Here is a 22,496-nt window from a genome sequence, read left to right as displayed (position 1 = left end):
CTCAGAGACTGACGCCGAAGTCGGCGACGATGCCGCTCAAGCCGGATGCGTAACCCTGCCCGACCGCACGGAACTTCCACTCCGCGCCGTGCCGGTACAGCTCGCCGAAGACCATCGCCGTCTCGGTGGAGGCGTCCTCGCTGAGGTCGTAGCGGGCGATCTCCGCGCCGCCCGCCTGGTTCACCACCCGGATGTAGGCGTTGCGGACCTGGCCGAAGCTCTGGCCCCGGCCCTCCGCCTCGTGGATCGAGACCGGGAACACGATCTTCGCGACGGTCGCGGGCACCGAGGCGAGGTCGACCTTGACGATCTCGTCGTCGCCCTCGCCCTCACCGGTGAGGTTGTCGCCGGTGTGCTCGACCGAACCGTCGGGGCTCTTCAGGTTGTTGTAGAAGATGAAGTGCTCGTTGGACAGCACCTTGCCCGCCTCGTCGCAGAGCAGCGCGCTCGCGTCCAGGTCGTAGTCGGTGCCGGTGGTGGTGCGGACGTCCCAGCCGAGACCGACGAGGATCGCGGTCAGCCCCGGAGCCTCCTTGCTCAGCGAGACGTTTCCGCCCTTGGCGAGGCTCACGCCCATGATGTTCTCCCTTGTGCGGTGACGGATGTTCACGTGGTGGCGGCCACGCCAGGGGTGACGGCGCGGGCACGCTGCGGTCCTGGGAAAAATCTACAGCACTGTAGATTTCCGGGGCCAGGAGGCGGGCGGCGGGGCACGCGTGGTCCCGCGCCGGCCGGTGGCCGCTCCCTCCGCCACTGGATACGATTCCCCGATGCCCGGCGGGTGCGACGCCACGGCCGGGCGGCCGAACGGAGAGAGCCGGGCGGCGAGAGCGAGAAAGGGGCCGTGCCGTGGACGCCGAAGGAGCCGGGGGCGAGCGCGAGACGCCCGCCCGCAGGCGCGGCCAGGGCGAGCTGGAGGCCCAGGTGCTGTCGGTGCTGGGCGAGGCGAGCGAACCGGTGACCGCCGGCTGGGTGCTGGAGCGGCTCGGCGCCGGTCTCTCGTACAGCACCGTGATCACGATCCTGACGCGGCTGCACGCCAAACAGGCGGTGTCCCGCACCGGGCGGGGGCGTCCCGTCCTGTGGGAGCCCGTGGCGAACGAGGCGGGGCTCGCCGCCCTGCGGATGCGCCGGCTCCTCGACAAGCAGAGCGACCGCGACGCGGTGCTCTCCAGCTTCGTCTCCGTCCTCTCCTCCCACGACGAGGACCTGCTGAGGGCCCTGCTCGCCGAGAGCGGCCCCGACGTCACCGGAGCGCCCTCGGACCGGCCGGAGCGCTGACGATGGGCGTCTTCGTCTACCTGCCCCTCGTGCTGCCTCTGACGGCGTTGCCGATCGCGCGCCTGGCCGAACAGCACCTGCACCCCCGCAGGGCCGCCCGGCTGCTGACCACCGTCGCCGTGATCCTCGCCTCCTGCAGCCTGGTGTGCCTCGGGCTGCTGGTGGTCGTGGGCACCGCCCAGCTGCCCGGCAACCCGCTGCCCGACGGCTGGTCCGACGACGAGGTCCGCGAGGCCGTGCCGCACGACGCGTTCGCGGGCAAGGCGTCCATCCTGGCGCTCGTCGTCGTGACGGCGGCCTGCGGACTCACCGTCCACCGCCACTACCGCTTCCGGGTGCGGGCCCACCGAGCGCTCGCCGGTCTGCGAGGGGACGACGACGTGGCCGTGCTGCCCGACGACGCCCCGTACGCCTACGCGCTCCCCGGTTCCCCGGGGCGGGTGATGGTCTCCACGGCCATGCTCGCCTGCCTCGAACCGGCCGAGCGCCGGGCGCTGTTCGCCCATGAGCGGGCCCATCTGGCGGGACGCCACCACCGCCTCCTGCTCGCGACCCGGCTGGCCGGCTGCGTCAACCCCCTGCTGTGGCCGCTGCTCGGGGCGCTGGTCTACAGCACGGAGCGCTGGGCGGACGAGGAGGCGGCCCGGGTCACCGGCGACCGCCGGCTGACCGCACGCGCGGTCGGCAAGGCGGCGCTCGTCTCCCGTCCGGTCCCCGGCGGCGCGGCCTTCGCCGCCTTCGCCGCCGCGGGGCCGGTGCCGCGCCGGGTGGCAGCGCTCCTGGGCCCGGTGCCGCCGGACCGTGGCTGGCCCCCCGCCCTCACCCCGGCCGGCGTCGCCGCGCTCGTCGCCGCCGCCGGGACGACCGTCTCCGCGCTCTCCGCGCTGAACGCGGCCGTCGCCCTGTTCCTCGTCCTGGAGGCGGCGACCCCGCTGTAGGGCGTGCCCCGCTCCGGGCGGGACGCCCGATCCCGGGCCCACCGGAACCACACCCGCACCCTCCCATCTACACCCCTGTAGAGTTCATCAACCGCACAGTGCGGGGCCCGTCGGACACCGAGGGGCCGGGGCGGGAACGCGGAGGGCAGTGTGGACACGGATGGCCAAGGGCGGCGGGGCGCCGCGGCGCGGCGAGGAAGCCGCCACGGCCGGCGGGCCGGAGGCGGGACCCGGCTGACCCGGCGCGGGCGGATCCTCCTGTGGTCGGCCGGTGTGCTGGCGCTGGTGATCGTGGGCGCGGCCGGAACGGGCGCCTGGGTCTACCGGCAGCTGGACGGCAACATCCACGCCGCCGACGTCGACGGGAAGATCGGCGGCGACCGCCCCGAGAACCTGAGCCCGGGCTCCAAGAACATCCTGGTCGTCGGGTCGGACAGCAGGGACGGCGACAACGCCGCGTACGGCAAGGGGCTGACGACCATGCAGTCGGACACCCTGATGGTCATGCACCTGGCCGCCGACCGGAAATGGGCCACCGTGGTCTCCCTGCCACGCGACTCCTGGGTCCGCATACCCGCCTGCGACCGGGGGGACGGGAACACCTCGGATCCGCACCGCTTCAAGATCAACGAATCGTTCGCCATCGGAGGGTCCTCCGGCGATGTCGCGGACGCCGCGGCCTGCACGATCAAGACGGTCGAGCAGGGCACCGGACTGCGCATCGACCACTTCGTCTCCGTCGACTTCCAGGGATTCAAGGGCATGGTGAACGCCCTGGACGGCATCGAGGTCTGCCCCGAGACGCCGATCGACGACCCCAAGGCCCACCTCGACCTCGAAGCCGGCTGCCAGACCGTCAGGGACGAGGACGCCCTCGGCTACGTCCGTACCCGCTACAGCGTCGGCGACGGCTCCGACCTCGGACGCATCGGACGCCAGCAGGAGTTCATGGAGGCGCTCGCGGCCAAGGCGCGAAAGACCCTGACCAGCCCCGCCGACCTCTACGGATTCCTCGACTCCGCCACCCGCTCGATCACCACCGACCGGGCGCTGGCCGGCGTCAAGCCGCTGGCCTCGCTCGCCGCCGAGGTCCAGGACCTGCCGAGCGACCGGCTGACCTTCGTCACCGTGCCCAACTACGCCCGCGAGGCCGACGTGCCGACGGACAAGGCCAACGTCGTCTGGCAGTACCCGCAGGCGGGTGACCTCTTCGGGTCGCTCGCGGCGGACCGCGAGATCGACGGGAAGGCCCTGGAGAAGGCCGCGGCGAACCCGGTCTACGCCCGTTCCGTCCAGGTCAGGGTGCTCAACGGCACCGGCGTCTCCGGCCGCGCCGCCCAGGTCGCCGAGGAACTGCGCGCGCTGGGGTTCACCGTCGTCGGCACCGGAAACGCACCGCGACAGGCGGAGCGGACGGCGGTACTCCACCCGCCGGGCATGGAGAATCATGCCCGGGTGCTCACCTCCCGGCTGCACGGGGCGAAGGCGGACCAGGACGCGCGGAGCGCGGACCGGGCCCTCACCCTGATCGTCGGGCAGGACTACGACGGCGTCACCTGACGCCGCCCGGCGCCACCGGCGGGAGGCCGTCACCACTGGGGCCGTCACCACCGGGCGGTGGGTCACCACCGCCCGCCCGGAGTGCGTCCCACACGATTCCATGGCTGGAGAATCCAGCCGGACAGGAGCCACGCGTTGTCCGCCAGTCCGGGCCCCTCAGGGCCTGACCCCCACCGTCACCGAACCGCGGCCCCGGCCCCGGGCAGGGCCGCCGGCCGCCTCCCGCGCGGGGCGGGTGAGCGATGACCTCCGCCCTGCTCGGCCTCCTGGCCGTGTTCGTCCTCACCGCCGGGACCGGCTACTTCGTGGCCCAGGAGTTCGCGTACGTCTCCGCGGACCGGCTGACCCTCGCCCGGGAAGCCGCGGCCGGGGACAAGCGGGCCGCGCGCGCGGTGAACGTGCTGGAGCGCCTGTCGTTCATGCTGTCCGGCGCGCAGCTCGGCATCACCGTCACGGGACTCGTCGTCGGCTTCCTCGCCGAACCGTCCGTCTCCGCCCTCCTGCGGCCCGTCCTGAACGGCATGGGCCTCCCCGACGGCCTGGTCTCGGGCATCTCCGTGGTGCTCTCCTTCGTGGTGGCGACCGTTATCCAGATGGTCCTCGGCGAACTCGCCCCCAAGAACCTCGCCCTCGCCGTACCCGAGCCCATGGCGAAGTCCCTCGCCGCCTCCACCTTGATCTACCTGCGGATCGTCGGCCCCGTGATCCACGTCTTCGACAGCGCCGCCAACCGGCTGCTGCGCCGGATCGGCATCGAACCGGTCGAGGAGCTCCACCACGGCGCGACCCTGGAGGAGCTGGGACACCTCATCGGCGAATCCCACGAACAGGGCGAACTCCCGGCCGCCACGGCGGAGCTCATGGACCACGCCCTGGAGTTCTCCGAGCGGACCCTGGGCGAGGTGATGATCCCGCGCGCCGACGTGGCGTTCGTCCGCCGGGACGCCCTCGCCACCGAGGCCGTCGAGCTGATCGCCCGGCACGGGCACTCCAACTACCCGGTGCTCGGGGACCACCCGGACGACCCGGCCGGAGTCCTGGGCGTACGGGAGCTGATGCGGCTGCCCGCCGCCGACGTCGGGCGCACCGCTGTCGGCTCCCTGGCCCGCCGCCCCCTCCTGCTGCCCGAGCTGCTCAGGCTCCCGGCGGCGGTCGCGCAGATGCGTGAGCGCGACGACGAGTTCGCCGTGGTGCTGGACGAGCACGGCTCTCTCGCCGGGATCGTCACCTACGAGGACATCGCCGAGGAACTCGTCGGGGACATCGCCGACGAGTCCGACACCGTCGTGGAACTCGCGGTCCCCGACGGCTCCGGCTGGATCGTGGACGCGGGCCGCCGCCTCGACGAGATCGAGGAGGCCACCGGCGTCGAACTGCCCCAGGAGAGCGAGGACTACGACACCCTGGCCGGACTGATCATCGACCGGCTCGGCCGGTTCCCCACCGTCGGCGACCGGCTCACCGACGGCGCGGTCCGGATCGAGGTGCGCTCCCTCGACCGGCACGTCGCGGAGTACGTCCGCATCGAGCACGAAGACCGTACGCAGCAGGCGGACCCCATCGAACACGCGGACCGCACCGATCGCACCGATGGCGCAGATCGCACCGATGGCGCAGATCGCACCGACGGCGCTGACCGCACCGGACAGGAGCCCCAGGCATGAGCTTCCCCATGGCGCTCTTCGTGACCGTCCTGCTCCTGATCGGCAGCGGCTTCTTCGTCGCCGCCGAGTTCGCCCTGGTCGCTGCCAAGCGGCATCGCATGGAACAGGCCGTCGCCCGTGGGCAGCGCGGGGCCAAGGCGGCGCTCGCCGGGATGCGTGAGCTGTCGCTGATGCTCGCCGGAGCGCAACTCGGCATCACCATCTGCACCCTGGGCCTGGGCTCCGTGTCCAAGCCCGCTATCTCGCACGAGCTGGACCCGCTGCTGGAGCGGCTCGGGCTGCCCGCGGCCCTCAGCTACGGCATCGCCTTCGCGCTGGCGATGATCGTCGTCGTCTTCCTGCACATGGTGGTCGGCGAGATGGCCCCGAAATCCTGGGCGATCGCCCACCCGGAGCGCTCCGCGATGCTGCTGAGCCCGGCCTTCCGGGCCGTCGTGGGCGCTGTACGCCCGCTGATCCGGCTGCTGAACGCGGTCAGCAACGCCCTCGTCCGGCTGTGCCGGGTCACCCCGCGCGACGAACTCACCTCCGTGCACAACCGTGACCAGCTCACCCATCTGATCGAGGAGTCCGAGCGCCTCGGGCTGATCAGCAAGGGCGACTCCGGACTGATGACGCGGTCCCTGACCGAGCCGGCGACCCCGGTCTCCGAACTCCGGATTCCGGTGGAGCGGATCGCGACCGTTCCGGCGGACGCCGGAATCGACCGCATCCTGGCCACCGCGGCCGAGGCCGACCGCACCCGCCTGTTGGTGCGGGACGGGGAGGAGGTCCTCGGATCGGTACACGCCAGGGACGCCCTCGTGGCCCGCGCCGGAGGCCGGGACGTCCTCGCCCGCGCCCTGGCCCGCCCGGTCCCCGAGCTGGCTCCGGACGCGACCGCGGCACACGCCGTGGAGCAGTTGCGCGACCGGCGGGCCACGATCGCCGTCGTACGGGACGGGGAGGGCAGGATCACCGGGCTCGTCAGCCTGGACGACCTGCTCGCCAGGCTGCTGCACCCGGCGACGCCCCCCGAGGCCACCGCCTGAGACATGGCGGAGACCACCGCCTGAGACACAGCGAGGCCGCCCCCTAGGCGTCCCGCTCGGCCGTCTCCCCGCGGATCACCCGGGAAGACGGCCGGTGCGGGTCGCCGGCGCCGTCCTCGTCCTTGAGCGCCCGCTTCTCGCTCTTGAGGATGCGCGCGGCCTTCCCGGCCGACCGCATGAGGTCGGGCAGCCGCTTCACGGCCAGCACCGCCACGATCACCAGGAGAAGGAGAGTGAGCTCGCCGATCCCGAACATGGTTGCTGCTTTCTCTGGGGCGGATTTCTCCGGGGCGGAGCGGACACGGAGCCGGCCGGATCCCTGACGGGACGGCAGACCGTAATCTACAGGCCTGTAGAGCACCCGTGCCCGGAATCACGGATCGGGGGTCCGCCCTCAACCGCCGGGCAGCAGCCGCACGGTGGCGCCCGGGAGCCGGCTCCACCAGTGGCCGTAGCGCCGGTACACCTCCGGCTCCCGGCCGGCGAGGAACCCCACCAGCGACCGGGCCTCGACGGCGAGCCCCTCCCAGACCTCGTCGGGCAGCGGGTGGAACGCGCTCGCCTCGACGCCCCCGGCGACCGGCCGCCACACCCCGGCCACGTACCCGTCGACCAGCAGCGTCGGCAGCACGTCCCCGTTCGCACGGATCACGACCCTGCGGTACGCGGCCGGGAGGACCCGGCTCCGGTCCGCGTACGCCAGCAGGACGCTGTCCCACATCGCCATCAGCCGGGGCGGCGCAGGCGTCGTCGCGTCCGGCCGCGGAGCACCCGGCAGATCGAACAGCTCCTCGCCCTCCGGCCCCTCCAGCCGGTCCAGCTCCCCGGCGAGCTCCGCGAGCGCCGCCCGCGCCCTGGTCCGCGCGACCATCGCGAACTGCGCCACGTCCGCGACCGACGCGGGCCCGAACCCCGAGAGGTAGCGCAGGACCAGCGTCCGCAGCGAAGCGGCCGATGCCTCCGGATCCGTTCGCGGGGGGCCGGTGCGCGGTGCGATGTACGAGGGCCGGTGACCGAAGGACCACGGCGGCGCGGTGGGCGCGTGGAGCAGCGGGGTGTACTGCCGCAGCCCCCACCAGGCGCCCGGCTTCGGCGGCGCAGCCAGCCGGTCGCCCAGCCAGGCCTCGCACTCGGCGGTGGTCCGGGGCCGCTCGGTGAACTCCAGCAGCCGGGGGACGAGTTCGTCGGCGTCCTCGGCCGTCAGCCCGGAGTCGGTGAAGCGGGGCCCCAGCCGGGACGCGCGCACCACCGGATGCATGGCCTCCCGGAAGGCCGGGTGGTCCTCGGCGTGCACGGCATGGAGGGTGAGCCGCATCAGCGTCGCCTTGACGACGGTGTGATCCGTGAACGCCGCGTCGAGACCGGCCGGATCGAAGTCCGTGAGCCGGTTCCAGAGGGCGAGGTAGGGCGAGGCCGGCTGCTGGGCCTGGAGCGCCACCACGCGCCGCACCCCCCGGGCGGCGTCCAGCGGCTCACGCCGCAGCAGCAACTGCCGGGCGAGCGTGGCGCGGTTGAGTTCGCGTGCGGTGATGGTCATGCCGTCTTCCTCGGGTCCCTTCCTCCGGTGGGGCGTCGCCCGTCAGCGCGTTCTGCCCCGAGTCCCGCCGCGCCGACCCGGACCGAGGGCCGGGGCCGGGACGAGGCGGAACGCCGTGTTGAGGACATGGTCGGCCACGTCGCGCGAGGGCTTGTCCGTGAGGTCGGTGAGCAGCCGGGCCAGCAGGTCGAGGAGGAACGGCGAGCCCATGACGTACCGGTTGAGCACCGGCTGGAAGCCCGAGCGGCTGAAGATCAGGTCGGCGGCGGTGTTGCCCAGCCGGTAGTAGCGCCCCCAGCGGCGGTTCATCTCGATCGGATAGCCGTGCAACACCTGTTCGCGGCGGGGCCCTTGAGGGTGGGCGAGGGCGAGGGCCGCGCTCTCGGCGGCGACCTCGCCCGCCTCCATCGCCTGGGCGATGCCTTCGCCGTTCCAGGGGCTGACCATCCCGCCGGAGTCGCCCACCAGCAGAAGCCCCCGGGCGTACAACGGGTGGCGGTTGAAACCGAGAGGCAGGGCGGCGCTGCGGACCGGGCCCTCCGCGTTCTCCTCGCGCAGCCCCCACTCCTCGGGGGTCCGGGCCAGCCACTGGTCCAGGGTGGCGCGCAGGTCCGCCTTGCCGTGCCGCCGGTGGGGGAGCGCCCCGAGCCCGACGTTGACCCGGCCGTCGCCCATCGGGAAGATCCAGCCGTAGCCGGGGAGGTACGGGCCCCGGTCGGGGAAGCGGAGGTCGGCCCACAGCTCCAGGTACTCCTCCCGGGAGAGTTCGGGGCTGCGGTAGTAGCGCCGGGCGGCGGTCGCGATCTGCCGTCGGGGGTCCCGTTCCAGGCCCAGCGCCAGGGCGAGGCGGGCGGACGCCCCGTCGGCGGCGATCACGATCGGCGCGCGGAAGTCCACCGGCCCCGGGACGTCCGGGGAGTCCGAGGACGCGGCGACCCCCATGACCCGGCCCGCCCGGTCCGTCAGCGGCCGCTCCGCCTTCCAGCCGCTGTACAGCCGCGCCCCCGCCGTCACGGCGTGCCGGGCGAGGATGTCGTCGAAGTCGTGCCGGCTGCGGGAGAGGCCGAAGTCCGGGTAGCGGCCCAGCGCCGGCCACTCGATGTGCACCCGGTGCCTCCCGGCCACCCAGCGCATCCCGCGGACACGTGTCCAGCCCGGTGCCGTGATGTCGACGCCCATCCGGATGAGCTGGTGCACCGCCCGCGGGGTGAGACCGTCGCCGCACACCTTCTCGCGGGGGAAGCGGGCCTTCTCCAGGAGGATCACGTCCACGCCGGCCCGTGCCAGGTGGTACGCGGCCGAGGAGCCGGCCGGACCCGCGCCCACCACGATCACCTGGGCGTCCGCTCCCGTTCGGGACACCTCGCCCGCGTCCGTCGTCGCCGGGTCCGGTGGCAGTTCCCGCATCACAACCCCTTCGTCCAACGGCCGTTGCTCCTGCCGGGGCGGCGGCCCCGGGCAACATCATCGATCAGGACGGGCCGGGGCGGTACCCGGCGTCCGGATAACCGGGGGCGACAGGGCCGACCGGACGTCTACCATCCGTCGGTGACCACCCGACCGGACGAACAGATCAGCGACGCCCTCGACCGAGCCGACGCCGGTCTCCTCGCCCGGCGCCTCGACGCCCGCACCTGCCCGCCGGACCTGCTCGGCCGGATGGTCCGGCATCCCGCACCCCGGATACGGCACCTCGGCCTCACCCTCCTCGCCGAACGCACGGATACGCCGGACGCCCCGGACATCTCAGATGCCCCGGACACTGCGGACGCCGGTGGCAGGGGAGAGGACGGGGCCGGACATCTGGCCCTGCCGAAGCGTCTGTTGCCCGATTCGCCGGGGGAGTCGCCCGAGGAATCCCTCCTGCTCGCCGGAGTCCACGCCCGGCTCGGGGCGCGGAAGCCGCGCCGGCGGCTGCCCGACTGGCGGGCGGCCGCGCTGCCCGTCCGGGTACGGATCGCCTGGCTGCGGACCGAACTCCTCGGCGACCCCACGGTCCTGCGCACGGAACCGGCGGGCGAACTCCTCTACCGGGCCGTCCGCGAGAGCGACGCGGCCGATGCGCACCGCCCCGACCACCTCGTGGCCGAACTCGTCGGCACCGGGGACCCGGTCCTCCAGGCCGAGGCGCTGCGGCTGGCCCGCGACGGACTGCACGCCGGGCTGCTTGCACCGGCGTTCACGCGCGGTCTGCTGGTCCGACTGCTCGACGCGCCCGACCACGGCGTCGTGACCGGTGCGCTGCGCGAACTCGCCGAACCCTGGGCGGCGGCGACCCCCGTGGCCTCCTCGCTGCTGACCCGGTCGGCGGGTACCCGGGACGGTGGGGGCACCGATCGCGGCGGGCCTGCGGCGCTTGCGGCCGCCGCACTCGTCGCCGGAGCCCGGCACGGTCACCAGACGGTGCTGTGGAGCACGGCCGAAGATCCGTCCGGGGCACCGGACCTGCGCCGCCGGGCCGTGGAACTCCTGGGCGAACGGGCGGAACGCACCGACATCGGCCGCCTGGTGGCCCTGGCCGCCACGGACCCCCTCCTGCTCGCCGGGCCGGTGCTGACCTGTCTGCGCGGGCTGCACCGGCGCGGCCACTTCCCGGCGGATCAGGACGCCGGGCCGCTCCTCGACCTGGCCCTGGCCGACCGCACCCTTCCGGCGGAGGACATCGCCACGGTCCTCTACACCTGCCGCCGCCCGCTGTTCGACGCCCTCACCGACGCCCCGCCCACCGCGCCGGACTGGCCGCGCCGACTGGAGCTGCTGGTCGCCCTGGAGCGGCAGGGGGCTGCCGACGTCCCCATCGGCGAGGCCGTCGCCGGGCTGCTCCCGGCCGCCCGCGCCCCGCGCCCGTTTCTCGCCGCGATCCGCGTCCTGCGCCCCCCGAACGCCGAGGAGGCCGTACTCGCCCTGCTGCCCACGGCTCCGGCCGCCGCGCTGGTCGCCCTGGAGGCCATCGGCGGGGACCGTACGCGATCGACGCTGGCCCGAGCGTTCGGTGTCGCCGGCGCGGCAGACGGCCCGGCCCCGGCCCCGGACAGCCCGCACGAGGGCACGGGCGGCTCGCGTCCGGCGGGGGACGGACCGGCCCCGGCCCCGGGCGGCTCATCCCGTCCCCCGGTCGCACCCGAACTGCGCTCCGTACGCGACCGGGCGCTGGCCCTCCTGTGGCACCTCACCCACGATCCCGGGCAGCGGCGGGACCTGCTCGCCCAGCTGGACCCCCAGCACCTCCCGCGCGACGTCGAGGCCGACCTCGGCGCCCCCGACGAGCGGGAACTCGCCGTTCTCCGCGCCCGCGTTGACGTGGACGCCCCCGTGGCGGCGCTCCGCCGGATCGCGGCGTACGCCGGTACGGGGACCTTGCCCCTGGTGTCCGACCTGCTCCTGCGCATCGTGCGCGATCTCGCCGCGCCCCGCGGTCCTGGCACCGGCCCGCCCCGGCCGGTGCCGGACACCCCGTATCCCGGCCTCGTACCCGCCGGCCGGGCCCGGCCGGACGGCGAACCGGAGCTGCCGCCCGAGGCGTTGGAAGCGGTGCGCGCCCTCGGGAGCCGACTGCGGAAGCGGCGGTGGATCAGGCCCGTCTGTCTGCTCGACGCCCCCGACGACACCGGCGCGGGCCACGCGTTCCTCACCGCGACGCTGCTCCGCCTGCTGGAGCGCCCCGGGCTCACCGGCGGCGAGCAGGCCGTGCTGCTCAAGGCGTTGCTCCAGGTCCCCGCGACCGCGTCCACCCGGGCCCGGGTGCACCGCCTGCTGCGCGCCCGCGACCCGCACGTGCGCAAGCACGTCATCGCGCTCCTGGCCCACGACTCCTCGGGCGAGGACGCGCGGGCCCTGTCCGCGACGCTCGTCCCGCTGACCTCCGACCCGGACATCCGGACGGTGCGGGCGGCTCTGCTGGCCCTGGGCGCGGCACGGGCCCGCTGGGCGGGCGAGGCGGTCGCCGCCTGCCTCCACCACCCGAACATGAACATCAGGAAGACCGCGGCGGCCGCCCTGCTTCACACGGGTGCGCCCGCCTCCGTCCCGCATCTCCTGCGGGCGCTCGGCCGCGACGACAACCCGGGGCTGCGGACCGCGCTGACCCGGGCGCTGCGGGCTGTCGTGGACGACGCCTACGTGGCGACCCTCCTCGCCGCCGCCGAAGCGGCCGGGGACGAACGCGCCCGCCGGCTTCAGCTGAGCGCCCTCGACCGCGAGGTGACCGCCCGGGCCGTGCTCGCCCTCGACGCGGGGGACTCACCGGCCGTCCCCGCCCTGCTGGCGCTCGTCGCCGACGGCGGTGTGCGGCTCGCCGTCGGCACCGTGGCGGACCTGGCGGAACCGCTGGCCCGGCACGGAGTGCCGATGCCGCCGAACGCCCCGGGCGGGGCCCCGGCCGGGGCGGACCCGGACGTGGCGGCCCTGCTGCGGGCCGGCTGGGACCCGGCGCTCGCCCTGCGCATCGCCCGTCGGCCCGCACCCCCGGCCACCGTCGGCGCCCGTGAACCGGCCGCGGCACGAGCCCTGTTGGGCCACTGGCTCGGCCTGGCCGACAGCGTCGGTCAGGCCGGTCTCCGCAGCCGCCTCGTGCGGTGCGCCCTGCGCCTGTGCCCGGGACCGTGGTCCGGCGACGAGGCGGCGGTGCTCGCCCGGCACGCCGGTACGCTGACCGCCGCGTTCGACGTCGCCACGGGCGTGGGAGAGGCGACCGGTTGGGCCGCGCGCTGGGGAGAGTCGGCCGACCCGGACCCGGAGCCGGAGCCGGAGTTGGAGGCGGCGCGGTTCGCCGGGGAGCTGATCGACGTTCTGCACGCCGTCGCACCCCACCTGTCCGTCGTCCAGCGCTTCGCCGCCGTCGAGGCGCTCCGCGCCCTGCCGCCCGCAGGCCCCGGCGGCCCACCCGGGCCCGGGACGGCCGCCTCCACGTTCACGGTGCTCCGGCGGCTCGGCGCGGTACTCGTCCGCGCCGATCTCGACCGGGCGCTGGCCGCCGCCCACCTCGGCGCCGACCCCTGGCGAGCCGCGCCCGCCGTGCTCCGTGAGGCGTTCGGCGTACCCGCGAACGGGGTGGGGGCCGACGAAACGGCTCTGTGGGTAAAGGAGTTGACCGAGTCGGTACGGACGCCCGAAGGGCTGGCGGAGTTCCGGGAGCGTGGCGCCACCGCCGGGGCCGCAGCCTCGTGTGGCCCCGGTGCGGAAGGGGCCGGGCGCCCGCCCGCCGTGCCCGGGTCCCGGGACCTGCTGGTGGCGCTCGTCGAGGCGTACCCGGGGGCCACGCCTACGGTACGGGCGCGACTCGTCGACTGGATGACCGAACTCCAGCCGCTCGACGCGCCCGAGTGGACCATCGCCGAGACCTGGGCGGCGAGCGCGGCCGCCGGGGCACCGTCGCGTCCGGTGCGAGCGGACGATCTCGACCAGCCCCGATCGGCTGCCCAGCGGGCCCGGCTGCTGGCCATGCTCGACGCCGCAAGCCCGGAGCGCCGGACCGCCGCTGCGCTGGCCCTGCGGGGCTGGCCCGAGCCGGAGGTGTCGCGTGCCGTGCTGCGGGCGTATCTGCACGGCCGGGTCGACGTGCTCCCCGAGGTCACTTCCCCGGATCTGCTCGCCCACCTGGAGGCGCACGGCCCGCAGGCGCCCCGCCCGGAGCCGTCCCGCCCGGAGCCGTCCCGCCCGGAGGCGCGCCTCTCCGAGAGCTGCCGCGAGGAACTGACCGCTCCCGGGGTGCTGCCCGAGCGGGCGTTGCGCTGGGTGACTCAGCTGCCCGAGGACGACCTGCCCCCGCTCGTCCCACTGATCGTCGGGTGGTGGGAACACGGTCCGCCCGCTGTGCACGAGGCCGCCCGCACCGCGCTGTACCGCGTTCCCGCCGACGCCCTTGCCCACCTCCTGGCGCCCCGCGTCGAAGCGGGCGACCTCGGGCTGCTCGACCTGCTGGCCGGCCGGCGCCTGCTCCGGACGCCCACGCTGACCCGGGCCGAGCGCCTCCTGCGTACCGAAGGCCGCGAGGCCCTGGCGGACGCGCTCGTCTTCGTCGACGGCCCCCTGCGCACCCCCGGGGCCGCACACGAGGACGCCGCCGCACTCGCCTCCCTGCGCACCCCGTCCCGGGCCCCGGCGGCCCCGGCAGATCCCCCGTCGCTGCCGGAACTGCTCGGCCTCGCCCGCACGGGCACGCCCGGGCAGACCCGCGAGGTGCTCACCCGCCTGGTCGAGGAGCACGCACCCCCGCCCGGCACCCGTCCGGACCCGGAACTGCACGCACTGGTCGAGGAGTTGCTTCGCCACCCGGTTGCCGGGGTGCGCCTACACGCACACCGGACCTCGCGCGCCCTGTTCGACCGGGACACCCACGCCCGGCTCACCGCGCTCCTGCTGTCCGACCCGCTGCCGGACGTGGTGCGCATGGCGGTCCGGACACTGGGCCGCGCCGCTTGGGAGCCCGCGCTGCCCGACCTCGTCCGGCTCCTCGATCACGCGAAGCCGGTGGTCCGGCGGGCCGCCCGGGACGCGCTCATCGGCTTCGGCGGGGCCGCGGTTCCGGTCCTGCGCAGGGCCGAGGCCCACGCCCGGCCAGACCGGCGGTCGCTCTACACCGACGCGCTCGCCAGGATCGCGGGCGGAGGAGCTGTCGCGGGCGGAGGAGCCTGAGAGGGCCGCACTCCGCTCGGCGCGCGTCAGTCGCCGCGGCCCCGGGCCGCCGCCGCGACCTGGTGCAGCGTCCGTCCCGTACGAGCGGACCGGGCGTGGTACGGGTCGGGCGAACCGGGCCTGCCGCGTACGGCGAGGCGGTCGTTGGCCTTGATCAGCAGCCACGCCTCATGGCCGCCGCTGTCCGGCTCGTCGCCCTTCTTGATGCGGGTGAGCGCGAACTCGCCGTGCAGTTTCGCCCCGTACAGCCAGAACGTCGCGTGGCCCATCCCCAGGGACTCGGCGAAGGGGACGGAGTCGCCCTGCCCGTCGTGCCCGAGCGGCCGGTAGGTGCCCTGGTCCCAGACGATGACCGTGCCGCTGCCGGACTCGCCCCGGGGAATGACCCCTTCGAACTCGCGGTACTCCAGAGCGTGATCCTCCGTCGGCACGGCGAGCCGGCGGTCGCTGGGGTTCTCCGAAGGACCGCGGGGCACCGCCCAGGACTTCAGAACGCCGTCGACCTCCAGCCGGAAGTCGAAGTGCAGGCGTCGCGCGTCATGGATCTGCACGACGAAGTGGGGCCGCGGTGTGCCGTCGTTCTCCACGTCGTGCTCCCTTCGCGCGATCCGTACCTCCACTCTGCCGCCGCCCGGAGGGAACCGCACGATGGACCCGCTGTCTTCAGTCGCATATGCCTTCGGGGCATGCCGTTCCTTCTCCGGTCTGGACCAGGTTATTGACGGCTCCTGCGGCACTCCCTTAAATCAAGAATTGAAATATGCGTCCGAGGTGATCGCCCCAACCGTTCACCTCTCGGCGTTGACCTGTCATGCGCATGCCCCCCACGCGAAGTGATGTGATGACCGTGCACCCCACGCACTCCACGGCGCGCAGCGTCACCCGGCGCCGTCGTGTCGCCCTCTACGCGGCCTCGCTGCTCTGCTGCTCCGCCATCCTCACCGCACTCCCCGGCGGAGCGTCCGCCGCACCCGCCGCCGACTCCCCGGCCCCCGGACCGGGCACCCGGGCCGTCGCCTTCGAGGACCAGTTCGACGGTCCGGCCGGCGCCGCCGTGGACGGCGGCAAGTGGCAGACCGAGACCGGCGACAACGTCAACAACCACGAGCGGCAGTACTACACGCCGGGCAACGACAACGCCGCACTCGACGGCCAGGGCAACCTCGTGATCACCGCCCGCAAGGAGAACCCGGGCAACTACCAGTGCTGGTACGGGGCGTGCGAGTACACCTCGTCCCGACTCAACACCTCCGGCAAGTTCGCCGCCGCCTACGGTCACGTCGAGGCCCGCATCAAGATCCCGCGCGGCCAGGGCATCTGGCCCGCGTTCTGGATGCTGGGCGACGACATCGGCAACGTCGGCTGGCCGAACAGCGGCGAGATCGACATCATGGAGAACGTCGGCTTCGAGCCCGGCACGGTCCACGGCACCCTGCACGGCCCCGGGTACTCCGGCGCGGGCGGCATCGGCGCCGCGTACACCCTGCCGAACGGTCAGGCGTTCGCCGACGACTTCCACACCTTCGCCGTCGACTGGGCGCCCGACTCCATCACCTGGTCCGTCGACGGCAACGTCTTCCAGCGGCGCACCCCGGCCGACGTGGGCGGCAACCAGTGGGTCTTCAACAAGCCCTTCTTCCTCATCCTGAACCTCGCGGTCGGGGGCTACTGGCCCGGCGACCCCGACGGCTCCACCCAGTTCCCGCAGCAGATGGTCATCGACTACGTCCGTGTGACGACAGGCGACTGACCGACGGCCGCGGTCCTGCGTCCGCGGTCCGGCGGCTTTCGAAACGTGGACGGTGGCAGAGGTGCTCCTGCCGCCGTCCACCCCGCCCGCCCCTGTCGGCGCGAGAAGCGGAATAGCATGATCCCCATGGAACAGCGCACACTCGGCAGGACCGGCCGTGACGTCTCGGTCGTCGGACAGGGCACCTGGCAACTCGGCGGTGACTGGGGTGAGGTCGCGGAGGACGACGCGTTCGGCGTCCTCGACGCGGCCGTCGAATCCGGCGTCACCTTCTTCGACACCGCGGACGTGTACGGGGACGGCCGCAGCGAACAGCTCATCGGCCGCTACCTCAAGAACCGCCCCGACGCGGACGTCCTCGTCGCCACCAAGATGGGCCGCCGCGCCGATCAGGTGCCGGAGAGCTACGTCCTGGACAACTTCCGCACCTGGAACGACCGTTCCCGGGCCAACCTCGGCGCCGACACGCTCGACCTCGTGCAACTGCACTGCCCGCCCAGCAGCGTCTACTCCTCCGACGCCGTCTACGACGCCCTGGACACCCTGGTCGCCGAGCAGCGGATCGCCGCCTACGCGGTGAGTGTCGAGACCTGCGCCGAGGCGCTGACCGCCATCGCGCGCCCCGGCGTCGCGAGCGTGCAGATCATCCTCAACCCGTTCCGCCTCAAGCCGCTCGACGAGGTCCTCCCGGCGGCCGTCGCCGCGGGCGTCGGCATCATCGCCCGGGTCCCGCTCGCCTCCGGCCTGCTCTCCGGCACATACACGAAGGACACGGTCTTCGGCCCCGAGGACCACCGGACGTACAACCGGCACGGTGAGGCGTTCGACCAGGGCGAGACGTTCTCCGGCATCGATTACGCCACCGGCGTCGCCGCGGCGGCCGAGTTCGCCGAGCTGGCCCCCGAGGGTGCCACCCCCGCACAGACCGCGCTGCGCTGGATCATCCAGCAGCCGGGCGTGACCAGCGTGATTCCCGGCGCGCGCTCGGTGGAACAGACCCGCGCCAACGCTGCCGCCGCCGCCCTGCCGCCGTTGCCGCAGAGCACGCTGGACGCCGTGCGGGAGCTGTACGACCGGTCGATCCGTGCGGAGGTCCACGACCGCTGGTGACGGCGGGCGGGGGAGCGACGGCCGGGACTCAGTCGTCCCGCTCGTCCTCCCCGCCCCAGTCCCCATCCCCGTCATCCCGGCCCTGGCCGCGGTCGCCCTGGCCCTGGTTCTGGCCCTGGTCCTCGCTCTGCTGATCCCTGCCCTGCTGATCCCCGCCCGACTGTGGATCTCCCTGCTGATCCTCGCCCGGCTGTGGATCTCCCTGCTGCCGGCCGCCGTCGCCGGCGTCCTGCGAGGGCACCGAGGACGGGCTCTGATCCGGCGTGCCGGCGGAGCTGGAGTCCGGGGAGAACAGGATCATCCCCAGATACACGGCGGCCAGGAACGTCGCCGTGCCCGCGATGGCGCTGGCCACCCTGGGGCGCCGTCGGATCGCCTCACGGGTAGTGCGACGGCGGGCCGGAGCCGAGCGGGTGGGCGCCTGCCGTCTTCGCCCCGTCGGGCCCGGGAGCCGGTACGTCGTCGGGCCGACCGGCGCGGACGGCGCGGCGGGTGAGGGTTTCGGGGCCATGGGGGCGGACGCCCGGTGGGAGGTGGGCGCCTGCAGGGGGAGGGGCTCCGGCCGGCCGCGCCAGGCGTCGGTGCGGAACCAGTCGGACACCTGCTGCGCGGTGGGCCGCTCCTCCGGCTGTTTGGCCAGCAGCCCGAGCAGATACGAGTCGAAGGCGGCGGAGATCTCCACACCGCGCTGCCGCAGCGGGACCGGCGGGGTGTCGACATGCTGGTACAGCGTCGCGGTCGCCGTGTCCGAGCGGAACGGGGGCTGTCCGAGCAGCAGTTGATAGACGACGCAGCCCAGGGAGTACATGTCGGACGCGGAGTCGGCGGTGCGCCCCAGTGCGCGCTCGGGGGCCAGGTAGAGGCTCGTGCCGACGATGTGCCCCGCCGTCGTCAGCGCGGTCGAGGGATCGTCGACGAACTGGGCGATCCCGAAGTCGCCGATCTTCACCGAACCGTCCGCGTCCAGCATCAGGTTGCCCGGCTTGATGTCGCGGTGGACGATGCCCTGGCGGTGCGCGGCGGCCAGCCCGGCGGCCGCCTGACCCGCGATCAGGGCGACCTGTTCGGGATGGACGCGCTCCTGGGCGGCCAGCAGATCTCCGAGGCTCTGCCCCTCGACCAGCTCCATCACCAGGAAGAACCGGTCCTCCCACGCCCCGAAGTCGAACACCGCCACCAGATGCGGGTGACTCAACCGGGCGGCGGTCTGGGCCTCCAGCCGGAAGCGGGCGGTCGACGAGGCGTCCGCCTGGTCCCCCAGCAGCAGCTTCACGGCCACGGCACGCCCCAGCACCTCGTCCGTCGCGCGCCACACCTCGCCCATGCCGCCACGACCGATGGGGGATACCAATCGGTACCGACCAGCTACCAGCACCTGTACACCTATCTCGAATGGTGGCCCGCTCCGGCTGTCGGACCCCCCGCGGCCCCCGGTCTCCGGCGGAGTCCTGGGCGTGCGGCGAACGACATGATCAGGATATCGGTCCGGCGGGGCCCGGATGCCCCGAAGGCCGCTTCACCAAGCTCGCCTGACGGCCCGGCACACCTCCCGGCCCGTCTCGCGAACCGGAGCGCCCACCGCCCCCGGGGCAGTCGAACAGCCGTCGGCCGCCCGCCCTCGGGGCAGCCGAACAGCCGTCGGCCGCCCGCTCCCGGGTCAGCGGAACAGCCGACGGTACGCGGCCTCGGCCGTGAACGCGGACTGCCCGCCCTCGAACAGCAGGTCGGCGGCCTTGAACGCCGGATCGGACGCGGTTTCCGGTACGTAGGGGACGGCGATGCACCGCATGCCCGCCGCGTGCGCGGCCGCCGCTCCGGCCGGGGCGTCCTCCAGCACCACGCAGTCCGCCGGCTCCGCCCCCAGCCGCCGGGCCGTCTCCAGGAACACGTCCGGCTCGGGCTTGCCGTGCGGGACCTCGTCGGCGGAGACGTACAGCGGGATGCAGGCGTCGAGCCCGGTGACCGCGAGCACCGCCTCGATCGCGGCCCGGGACGAGCCGGAGGCCACCGCCATCGGCACCCCGGCCGCGTGCAGGCGCTCCACGAGCAACCGCATCTGCGGGAAGACCACCGTCGACGCCCCGGCGAGCTCCAGATACAGGGCGTTCTTCCCGGCGAGCAGTTCCTGGAGCGGGGCGTCGATCCCGTACTCCGCGCGCAGGGCGGTCAGCGTCTCCAGGGTGCTGATGCCGATGAACCGGGTGTGGACCTCCCAGCCGAAGTCCCGCACCCCGTACCGGGCGAGCAGTCGGCGCCCCGCCTCGTAGTAGTTCGGCTCACTGTCCACCAGCGTCCCGTCGAGGTCGAAGATCACGTGGAGGCCGGACGCGGTCACGGGGTGAGAGGTCATGGTCACAGCATGCCGCAGCCCGGACCGGCCGGTCTGGTCACCCCTGACCGGTCCCGGGGCCCGGCCGGTCCCGGTCGCCGGCGGCCCGCCCCACGGCCTCCACCAGCGGCAGCACCCGGTGCGCCACCCGCTCGCGCAGCGCCACATCGGTCCGCGTCCTGACGACCCCCGGCAGCTGGATCAGCCGCTGGATCACGTCTTCCAGGTGTCCGTTGTCCCGGGCGACCACACGGGTGAGCAGATCGCCGCCGCCCGTCGTCGAGAACGCCTCGATGATCTCGGGCACGGCCGCCAGGGCGTCGCCCACCTCCACCAGATGTCCCTGGGTGACCTCCAGGTGGACGAAGGCGAGCACGGGATGACCGAGCGCGGCGGGGGAGAGGGCCGGTCCGGTGCCGGTGATCACACCGTCGCGCTCCAGCCGGTCGAGCCGGGCCTGCAACGTGCCGCGGGCCACGCCGAGGATGCGCGCGTACTCGCGGACGCTGGTGCGCGGCTGCTCGATCAGCAGGCGCAGGATCCGGGTGTCGAGAGCGTCCACCGCCATGATCCGCGGATCTCCTTCCGAGTCTCTGGTCCGTTGGCATGCTGGTGGCCGAAATTTCGGCCGCTGTGCTGGTCCATTGGTACAGCATATTCCTGCTGGTTTGATCCACGGGCCCGATAGGTGCTGCAATGGTGATGTCGATGGCGCTGCGGACTTCCGCGGCGCCTTTTTCATGCGAGTCCCGCGGTGACGCAGAAGGGGGGGAAGTGTGCTGAAGAGGCTGCTCGTAGCACCGGATCCGGGTCGGCTGCGCTTGCGGAGTGCCGCGCGTTCCGTCGTGGGGGTCGGCGGTGCGGTGGCCGCGTGCGCGGTGGCCGGGCACTCGCTGGTCGCCGCCATCACGGGCGGCCTGGCCGCTCTGCTGGCCCTGTTCACCGTCACGGACGCGGACGTACGCGCTCAGGTCCGGACCACCGCCCTGCTGCCGGTGATCGGATTCCCCGTACTCGCGCTCGCGAGCGCCTTGCATGATGTCCCCCTGGTCCGGGACCTGGCTTTCCTGGCAGTGATCGGCGCGGGAGTCTTCGCGCGACGATGGGGTCCGCGCGGGAACGCGCTCGGGATCTTCGCTTTCATGATGTTCTTCGTCGCCCAGTTCCTGCACGCGACTCTCGCCCAGTTGCCCGAGCTTCTCGTCGCTGTCGTCCTGGCCCTCCTGGTCTCCTCGTCGGTCCGTTTCGGTCTCTGGTGTTTCGAGCGCCGCTATCCGCCGGCGGTTGTTCCCGCTCCGGCGGGAGGGCGGGGTCTGGAACGGGTGACGACCCGCCAGGCGATACAGGCGACTGTGGCGTGCGCGTTCGCTCTGGGGGTGGGGCAGGTGCTGTCACAGGACCGCTGGTACTGGGCGGTGGGCACGGCCTGGTGGATTTTCGTGAACACGGCGTCGCGCGGTGAGACCCTGGTGCGCGGTTTCCGCCGGGTTCTGGGCACCGTCCTGGGAATTCCCGCCGGACTGCTCATCGCGATTCCCCTCCACGGCAACCTCACGGGCACGATGATCCTGGTGGCGGTGTGCGTCTTCGGGATCTTCTACACGGCGGCGGTGTCGTACTCCTGGATGATCTTCTCCGTCACCTTGATGGTCTCCCTCCTCTACGGACTGCTCGGAGTCCTGAACCCCGGACTGCTTGTGCTGCGGCTGACGGAGACCGGGGTCGGGGCGCTCGGGGCCGCCCTCGCGGTGCTGGTGGTGCTTCCCGTCACCACGCACGCGACGACCCATTCCTGGATCCAGCGCGCACTGGCCTGTGTCCACGCGTGCACCGCCCAGGCCGCCGCGCGTCTCGCCGGCGCCCCGGGCGCCGACCCCGAGCCCCACATCGCCGAGCTCGAACTCCTGCTGGGGCGGGTACGGCTCTCCCTCGCGCCCCTGATTCACCCGCTCAACCCCCTTCGTGCCCGGAAGGCTCGCGCCCGCAAGGTCGTGGCCCTGCTCGACGACTGCGCCCGTGAGGTCCGCAGCCTTGCTCTTGTCGCCGCCGATCCCGACGCCTCGCACGACGCCCGCCTCGCGGCTGCCTGCTGGCGGGTCCAGTCCGCGGTCGAGATCCTCACCGCGCCCCGGCCCGGCGCGACCCCGGCAGCGCCTGCCCCCGCGCACCGTGCCACCGCGGCAGAGCCCGCCCTGGCCCACCTCCACGACCTGGAACGCGCCCTCGCCGAACTGGTCAGCCCCCTGAGCCACGCTCCTTACGCGGCGTCGACGAACGCCTGAAGTTCGAAGTCGCGGGGGTGAAGAGCACTTCGGCGAGCGAGCGGCATGCCGATGCCGTTGCCGTGCCCTGGTCTCCGTTTCCTCCACGCCTCTCACCCCATCGGTGCTCCGGCCGCCGCCTGAACCGAAGGCCGTACGACGGTGCCGACGAGACCTCGTGGCCTGTGTGCGAGCTTCGTCGACGGCGCGGTGGGCCTGTCCCCGCCGGGCGGGAATATCGATCGGCTACCCATGCGGGTGCGGGCTGGATGGTCCAGCTCGAAGGGCGGCTCAGGTGCGCACGTGTTCTCGTCGCTCTTGACGCCCGATGGTCGGGAGTCGCACCTCGTAGGAGACACAGATGCGCAAAGCAGTTCTCGTCGCGGCCCTGACCGCAGCGGT

The 22,496-nt window shown here is 73.6% G+C and carries 17 protein-coding genes; 9 read left to right on the top strand and 8 right to left on the bottom strand.

What is annotated here, in order from left to right; genetic code table 11:
* Position 1: 1 nt before the first annotated feature.
* Positions 2-577 (bottom strand): TerD family protein, encoded by a 576-nt coding sequence (locus ACFWRV_RS15875; RefSeq protein ID WP_384334269.1) that lies wholly within the window; start codon positions 575-577, stop codon positions 2-4.
* Positions 578-849: 272 nt separating this feature from the next.
* Here ACFWRV_RS15875 and ACFWRV_RS15870 point away from each other — a divergent pair, with 272 nt between their 5' ends.
* The 5 genes from ACFWRV_RS15870 to ACFWRV_RS15850 all read left to right on the top strand — a co-directional run bounded on the left by ACFWRV_RS15870 (position 850) and on the right by ACFWRV_RS15850 (position 6,474).
* On the top strand, positions 850-1,281 hold the full coding sequence (locus ACFWRV_RS15870) for a BlaI/MecI/CopY family transcriptional regulator (protein WP_384334266.1): 432 nt from the start codon (positions 850-852) through the stop codon (positions 1,279-1,281).
* 2 nt (positions 1,282-1,283) lie between these two features.
* Positions 1,284-2,219 carry a M56 family metallopeptidase gene (locus ACFWRV_RS15865; RefSeq protein WP_384334263.1) on the top strand — a complete coding sequence of 312 codons (936 nt, stop codon included), beginning with the start codon at positions 1,284-1,286 and terminating at the stop codon, positions 2,217-2,219.
* Positions 2,220-2,453: 234 nt separating this feature from the next.
* On the top strand, positions 2,454-3,779 hold the full coding sequence (locus ACFWRV_RS15860) for an LCP family protein (RefSeq protein ID WP_384334498.1): 1,326 nt from the start codon (positions 2,454-2,456) through the stop codon (positions 3,777-3,779).
* Between the two features lie 242 nt (positions 3,780-4,021).
* On the top strand, positions 4,022-5,443 hold the full coding sequence (locus tag ACFWRV_RS15855) for a hemolysin family protein (protein ID WP_384334260.1): 1,422 nt from the start codon (positions 4,022-4,024) through the stop codon (positions 5,441-5,443).
* Positions 5,440-6,474: a hemolysin family protein gene (locus ACFWRV_RS15850; RefSeq protein ID WP_384334257.1), complete on the top strand. Its 1,035-nt coding sequence runs from the start codon at positions 5,440-5,442 to the stop codon at positions 6,472-6,474. Before ACFWRV_RS15855 ends, ACFWRV_RS15850 begins: the two co-directional genes overlap by 4 nt.
* Before the next feature lie 43 nt (positions 6,475-6,517).
* Here the strand turns inward: ACFWRV_RS15850 and ACFWRV_RS15845 are convergent, their stop codons facing one another.
* The 3 genes from ACFWRV_RS15845 to ACFWRV_RS15835 all read right to left on the bottom strand — a co-directional run bounded on the left by ACFWRV_RS15845 (position 6,518) and on the right by ACFWRV_RS15835 (position 9,418).
* Positions 6,518-6,730, bottom strand: coding sequence for a twin-arginine translocase TatA/TatE family subunit (locus tag ACFWRV_RS15845; RefSeq protein ID WP_384334254.1), 213 nt, complete (start codon positions 6,728-6,730; stop codon positions 6,518-6,520).
* A gap of 138 nt (positions 6,731-6,868) precedes the next feature.
* Positions 6,869-8,011, bottom strand: a complete 1,143-nt coding sequence (locus tag ACFWRV_RS15840) for a winged helix DNA-binding domain-containing protein (protein ID WP_384334252.1) — start codon at positions 8,009-8,011, stop codon at positions 6,869-6,871.
* A gap of 42 nt (positions 8,012-8,053) precedes the next feature.
* Positions 8,054-9,418 carry a geranylgeranyl reductase family protein gene (locus ACFWRV_RS15835; RefSeq protein ID WP_384334249.1) on the bottom strand — a complete coding sequence of 455 codons (1,365 nt, stop codon included), beginning with the start codon at positions 9,416-9,418 and terminating at the stop codon, positions 8,054-8,056.
* 141 nt (positions 9,419-9,559) lie between these two features.
* Here ACFWRV_RS15835 and ACFWRV_RS15830 point away from each other — a divergent pair, with 141 nt between their 5' ends.
* A complete protein-coding gene (locus ACFWRV_RS15830) occupies positions 9,560-14,644 on the top strand; it encodes a HEAT repeat domain-containing protein (protein WP_384334247.1) in 5,085 nt (1,694 codons plus the stop codon).
* A gap of 26 nt (positions 14,645-14,670) precedes the next feature.
* On the opposite strand, the gene ACFWRV_RS15825 is transcribed toward ACFWRV_RS15830, so the two are convergent.
* Positions 14,671-15,231 carry a DNA polymerase ligase N-terminal domain-containing protein gene (locus ACFWRV_RS15825; protein ID WP_384334244.1) on the bottom strand — a complete coding sequence of 187 codons (561 nt, stop codon included), beginning with the start codon at positions 15,229-15,231 and terminating at the stop codon, positions 14,671-14,673.
* A gap of 254 nt (positions 15,232-15,485) precedes the next feature.
* On the opposite strand from ACFWRV_RS15825, the gene ACFWRV_RS15820 reads away from it, so the two are divergent.
* On the top strand, positions 15,486-16,394 hold the full coding sequence (locus ACFWRV_RS15820) for a family 16 glycosylhydrolase (RefSeq protein ID WP_384334241.1): 909 nt from the start codon (positions 15,486-15,488) through the stop codon (positions 16,392-16,394).
* A gap of 117 nt (positions 16,395-16,511) precedes the next feature.
* Positions 16,512-17,504, top strand: a complete 993-nt coding sequence (locus ACFWRV_RS15815; RefSeq protein WP_384334238.1) for an aldo/keto reductase — start codon at positions 16,512-16,514, stop codon at positions 17,502-17,504.
* Between the two features lie 28 nt (positions 17,505-17,532).
* Here the strand turns inward: ACFWRV_RS15815 and ACFWRV_RS15810 are convergent, their stop codons facing one another.
* From ACFWRV_RS15810 to ACFWRV_RS15800, 3 genes are all read right to left on the bottom strand, one after another.
* The gene (locus tag ACFWRV_RS15810) at positions 17,533-18,828 is read right to left on the bottom strand and encodes a protein kinase (RefSeq protein ID WP_384334235.1); all 1,296 of its coding nucleotides are present in this window, start codon (positions 18,826-18,828) and stop codon (positions 17,533-17,535) included.
* Between the two features lie 333 nt (positions 18,829-19,161).
* Positions 19,162-19,854, bottom strand: a complete 693-nt coding sequence (locus ACFWRV_RS15805; RefSeq protein ID WP_384334233.1) for an HAD family hydrolase — start codon at positions 19,852-19,854, stop codon at positions 19,162-19,164.
* Positions 19,855-19,891: 37 nt separating this feature from the next.
* Positions 19,892-20,401: an Lrp/AsnC family transcriptional regulator gene (locus ACFWRV_RS15800; RefSeq protein WP_384334230.1), complete on the bottom strand. Its 510-nt coding sequence runs from the start codon at positions 20,399-20,401 to the stop codon at positions 19,892-19,894.
* Between the two features lie 208 nt (positions 20,402-20,609).
* Between ACFWRV_RS15800 and ACFWRV_RS15795 the strand changes: the two genes are divergently transcribed.
* Positions 20,610-22,115 (top strand): FUSC family protein, encoded by a 1,506-nt coding sequence (locus ACFWRV_RS15795; protein ID WP_384334227.1) that lies wholly within the window; start codon positions 20,610-20,612, stop codon positions 22,113-22,115.
* Positions 22,116-22,496: the final 381 nt, after the last annotated feature.

It is taken from the genome of Streptomyces sp. NPDC058576, assembly GCF_042718715.1.
Taxonomy (GTDB): Bacteria; Actinomycetota; Actinomycetes; order Streptomycetales; family Streptomycetaceae; genus Streptomyces.
Note: the sequence above shows the minus strand (reverse complement) of the source record. Positions and strands in the feature narration are given on the sequence as shown.

Coding starts and splice junctions, on each gene's coding strand:
- ACFWRV_RS15800 (WP_384334230.1), bottom strand. CDS start 20,401: ATGGCGGTGGACGCTCTCGACACCCGGATCCTGCGCCTGCTGATCGAG.
- ACFWRV_RS15865 (WP_384334263.1), top strand. CDS start 1,284: ATGGGCGTCTTCGTCTACCTGCCCCTCGTGCTGCCTCTGACGGCGTTG.
- ACFWRV_RS15815 (WP_384334238.1), top strand. CDS start 16,512: ATGATCCCCATGGAACAGCGCACACTCGGCAGGACCGGCCGTGACGTC.
- ACFWRV_RS15845 (WP_384334254.1), bottom strand. CDS start 6,730: ATGTTCGGGATCGGCGAGCTCACTCTCCTTCTCCTGGTGATCGTGGCG.
- ACFWRV_RS15820 (WP_384334241.1), top strand. CDS start 15,486: ATGACCGTGCACCCCACGCACTCCACGGCGCGCAGCGTCACCCGGCGC.
- ACFWRV_RS15850 (WP_384334257.1), top strand. CDS start 5,440: ATGAGCTTCCCCATGGCGCTCTTCGTGACCGTCCTGCTCCTGATCGGC.
- ACFWRV_RS15855 (WP_384334260.1), top strand. CDS start 4,022: ATGACCTCCGCCCTGCTCGGCCTCCTGGCCGTGTTCGTCCTCACCGCC.
- ACFWRV_RS15835 (WP_384334249.1), bottom strand. CDS start 9,418: ATGCGGGAACTGCCACCGGACCCGGCGACGACGGACGCGGGCGAGGTG.
- ACFWRV_RS15840 (WP_384334252.1), bottom strand. CDS start 8,011: ATGACCATCACCGCACGCGAACTCAACCGCGCCACGCTCGCCCGGCAG.
- ACFWRV_RS15805 (WP_384334233.1), bottom strand. CDS start 19,854: ATGACCTCTCACCCCGTGACCGCGTCCGGCCTCCACGTGATCTTCGAC.
- ACFWRV_RS15875 (WP_384334269.1), bottom strand. CDS start 577: ATGGGCGTGAGCCTCGCCAAGGGCGGAAACGTCTCGCTGAGCAAGGAG.
- ACFWRV_RS15810 (WP_384334235.1), bottom strand. CDS start 18,828: ATGGGCGAGGTGTGGCGCGCGACGGACGAGGTGCTGGGGCGTGCCGTG.